The following is a 2,840-nucleotide window of genomic DNA, read 5'->3' as shown; positions in this document are numbered from 1 at the left end:
CTCGGACAGCAATAGCTCGCTTTGCGAGCGCTATGGCATCAGCGCGAGACCGACTACAAGTCGGCGCGCGTCGAGGTAGATGTTGCCTCATTCATGCAACCAAACGCTGGTATTCCGCGCCTGGGATGACTCTGCTGGGCACCACAACATCGCGCTCGGGGTTGAGCGTGACCGTCCCAATTGGCGACCAATCTGGTGTGTGGCGTGACCAACGACGCAGATTGCGCTCACGAGCCTGAACGTCAGAATGTTGGTGTCTTGTCCGGCGTGGCGCTATGCCGGGCTCACGTAGCGGATGCCGCTGTGCCGGTGCTCATGTTGTACCAGTGCAAAGTGCGCCGCCCACGTACGCGCCGCAGTCAGATCGGCAAAGCCCTTGGACGGGAACTCCGGCCGGTACTTGGCCGTGCAGAAGAGGCTCTCCACAAAGGCGTTATCGTCCCTCACCCGTGGACGCGAATACGAAGGCTTGACGCCCAGCCAGAACAACATCGCCAGCACCGTAGTGGCCTTGAGCGTGGCGCCGTTGTCACCATGCAGCACGGGCTTGGCCGCCAAGGCGTGAATACCCTCGGCCAGCGCCGTGCGTTTGACTAGATGCGCCGCGTGGTCGGCATCGTCGCGATCGTGGACCTCGAAACCTACGATCTTGCGGCTGTAGACGTCCAGGATCAGATACAGATAAAACCAGCGCCCGGCGACCTCGGCCGGCAAATAGGCATGTCCCAGCACCACAGTTGGCGTGGCCCGGTGGCCACGTGCGTGGTGGGCGGACGGCTTTGGCGCGGCGCCTTGGCGCGTCGTCGGTGCCGGGTCTGCCCATGGGCGCGCAGCACTCGACCGAAGCTCGATTCGCTGGCCAGGCCTCTGGCTCAGCCAGCGCCTGCGTGGCGGCAGTGCGCCACTGCTCCAACTCCTGCGGATACACGCCGTTCTCACGGCACCAGGCGTTCTTGCTGGCCTCGTCCATCGCCGCCATCGCCAGCACCGCCTCAAACCTTGCCGCCGCTGTCCATGCCCGCTCGCGAGCGGGCATGGACATAGCGTCTGCACGCCAGCGCTCAAGCGTGGCCACTGCCACACCCAATTCCCTTGAAACCACTTCCACCACCGCACTCTCCAGCGGTAACAACCGTGCTACCGCCCGGTCCTTGAATGCTTGTCCGTAACGAGCCACTTCTCTCTCTTATCGCCCCAGGGTTTAGACTCTATCGGGGCGACATCTATTCTGCCGCGGGGGAAGTAGATCGAGCATTACGCCAATGAAGGCGCCCGCGGGCTCGCGGACCCACAGCCGCCGCCATGCGCAGGAGCGGATCGCGCATCCGGTCCGCGAGGCGATCCTGGAATTGGGCGGCCCGGCGGACCCGACTCCGCCTACGAAGCCATGATGCAACCAAATCTGCTGGCCTTGTATGGCCTCAAGTTCAATCCCTTCGCCCAGGACATCCCCGTCAAAGCGGTCTTCCTGAACCCCAAACTCGATGGCGCATCGAGCACGGCCTGGCACGCGAAGCGGCTTTGCCATGGTTGCTCCATGGGCTCGATTAACCACCCGCAAAGCAGCCTGTCCGACTTCTACCGGGAGCTGAGCGACATCCTTGCGGTGCCGATCGAGTCGCAGAACCGCTGGGGCGGCTTCAAGGCCCAGCGCGGACGCTGGCTGGCGCATCTGCAAGCCAGCCGCCGTCGCTGCGTGCTGCTGATCGACGAAGCCCAGGGGATGAGCGCGCCGGTGCTGTCGGAGTTGCCCTGCTGGCATCGGCGCTGCTGTGCGTTGTGCTCGCCGGCGATGCCCGCCTGCGTGAGAAATCCACCCGCGACCATCTGATCCCCCTGGACAGCCGGATCCGCGCGCGTCTGGCGATGGAACAGACATGCCGGAGCCACTTGCTCGACAGCGCCGGCAGCGCGAGCCTGATGACCGAACCGCTGCGCCAGACCCTGGGCGAACACGCCGCCGGCAACCATCGCCTCTTGATGAACCTAGCCAGCGAACTGTTGGCCCCCGCCGCGCAATGCGAACTGTCGCAGATCGACGAGAAGCTCTACCTCAAACCTATACCGCATACCAGAGCCGCCGCGGCAATCGCTGAGAATCCGATGACAGACCTGACCTTTCTTCCCCGGCTCGGACCAATGCTGCCCAAGCTAACCGACGCAGACGCCGCAGCGGTCCGGGACTATTTCCATGAACTTGTGATGCTCGTCGAATCGCACTACCTCGTGCAGATCCGGCGTCATGCCCAATCGCAACTGCAACTAGCCGAGCAAGCTCCGCCCCGAAAATCTCGGCGTGAGCAGCGGCGTTAGCAGGCCCATCAACAATCCACCCCATCGCGATCAACAGGCGTGATGGCCATCACCGCGAGCCGCCCCTGCGGCTCGCTCCGGCTCCATCATTTACCTTGACGGCTTCTCCGCCGCTCGCGCGATGGCGGTGAAGTTCGTATGTGCCAGAAGACTTGGATCTCGGCGCACGGTCATGCCACGGACATATATGGCGATGATCTTGTTATTTAACCCGGTGAAGCGCCGCTGGTGCTTGGGCATCAGGATCGGATCGAAGCAGCCGTCGCGGTCGCGCGGAATGTCGACCCGCAGCGGCCATCTTCGGTTAGCACGGTCTTGGCGCGCTTGCCATTGGGCTGCGCTGATTAGCCGACCGGCTGGCGCTGCGCGCCCGGCGGGTAGCTCAGGTGTTGACCCAGCTCGTAACCAGGGCGCGTTTGATCAGGGGCCTTCTTGAATGACATCGAGGCATCCTGAACGGCCTCCGCCATCATATGACCCTTCACGAGATGGACAAATCAGGTTCTCAGGGATATAGTCGGCAATTA

General features: G+C 63.2%; 2 protein-coding genes and 2 pseudogenes. 2 read left to right on the top strand and 2 right to left on the bottom strand.

Annotation, left to right across the window (positions count from 1 at the left end):
* Nucleotides 1–91 precede the first annotated feature (91 nt).
* Nucleotides 92–1,177 (bottom strand): annotated as a pseudogene (locus MKD38_RS30360) (DDE-type integrase/transposase/recombinase).
* A 213-nt stretch (nucleotides 1,178–1,390) separates the two neighbouring features.
* Between MKD38_RS30360 and MKD38_RS30355 the strand changes: the two are divergent.
* Together MKD38_RS30355 and MKD38_RS30350 are read left to right on the top strand one after the other, a co-directional pair.
* A complete protein-coding gene (locus tag MKD38_RS30355) occupies nucleotides 1,391–1,831 on the top strand; it encodes an AAA family ATPase (RefSeq protein WP_240619763.1) in 441 nt (146 codons plus the stop codon).
* Nucleotides 1,780–2,313 (top strand): hypothetical protein, encoded by a 534-nt coding sequence (locus MKD38_RS30350; RefSeq protein ID WP_012354773.1) that lies wholly within the window; start codon nucleotides 1,780–1,782, stop codon nucleotides 2,311–2,313. Before MKD38_RS30355 ends, MKD38_RS30350 begins: the two co-directional genes overlap by 52 nt.
* A gap of 117 nt (nucleotides 2,314–2,430) precedes the next feature.
* On the opposite strand, the pseudogene MKD38_RS30345 reads toward MKD38_RS30350, so the two are convergent.
* Nucleotides 2,431–2,838 (bottom strand): annotated as a pseudogene (locus MKD38_RS30345) (transposase); the annotation flags it as partial.
* Nucleotides 2,839–2,840 lie beyond the last annotated feature (2 nt).

Origin of the sequence: Cupriavidus sp. WGlv3 (assembly GCF_023952475.1) — a bacterium.
Taxonomy (GTDB): Bacteria; Pseudomonadota; Gammaproteobacteria; order Burkholderiales; family Burkholderiaceae; genus Cupriavidus; species Cupriavidus phytorum.
This window is presented reverse-complemented; position numbering and strand designations above follow the sequence as displayed.

Coding starts and splice junctions, on each gene's coding strand:
- MKD38_RS30355 (WP_240619763.1), top strand. CDS start 1,391: ATGCAACCAAATCTGCTGGCCTTGTATGGCCTCAAGTTCAATCCCTTC.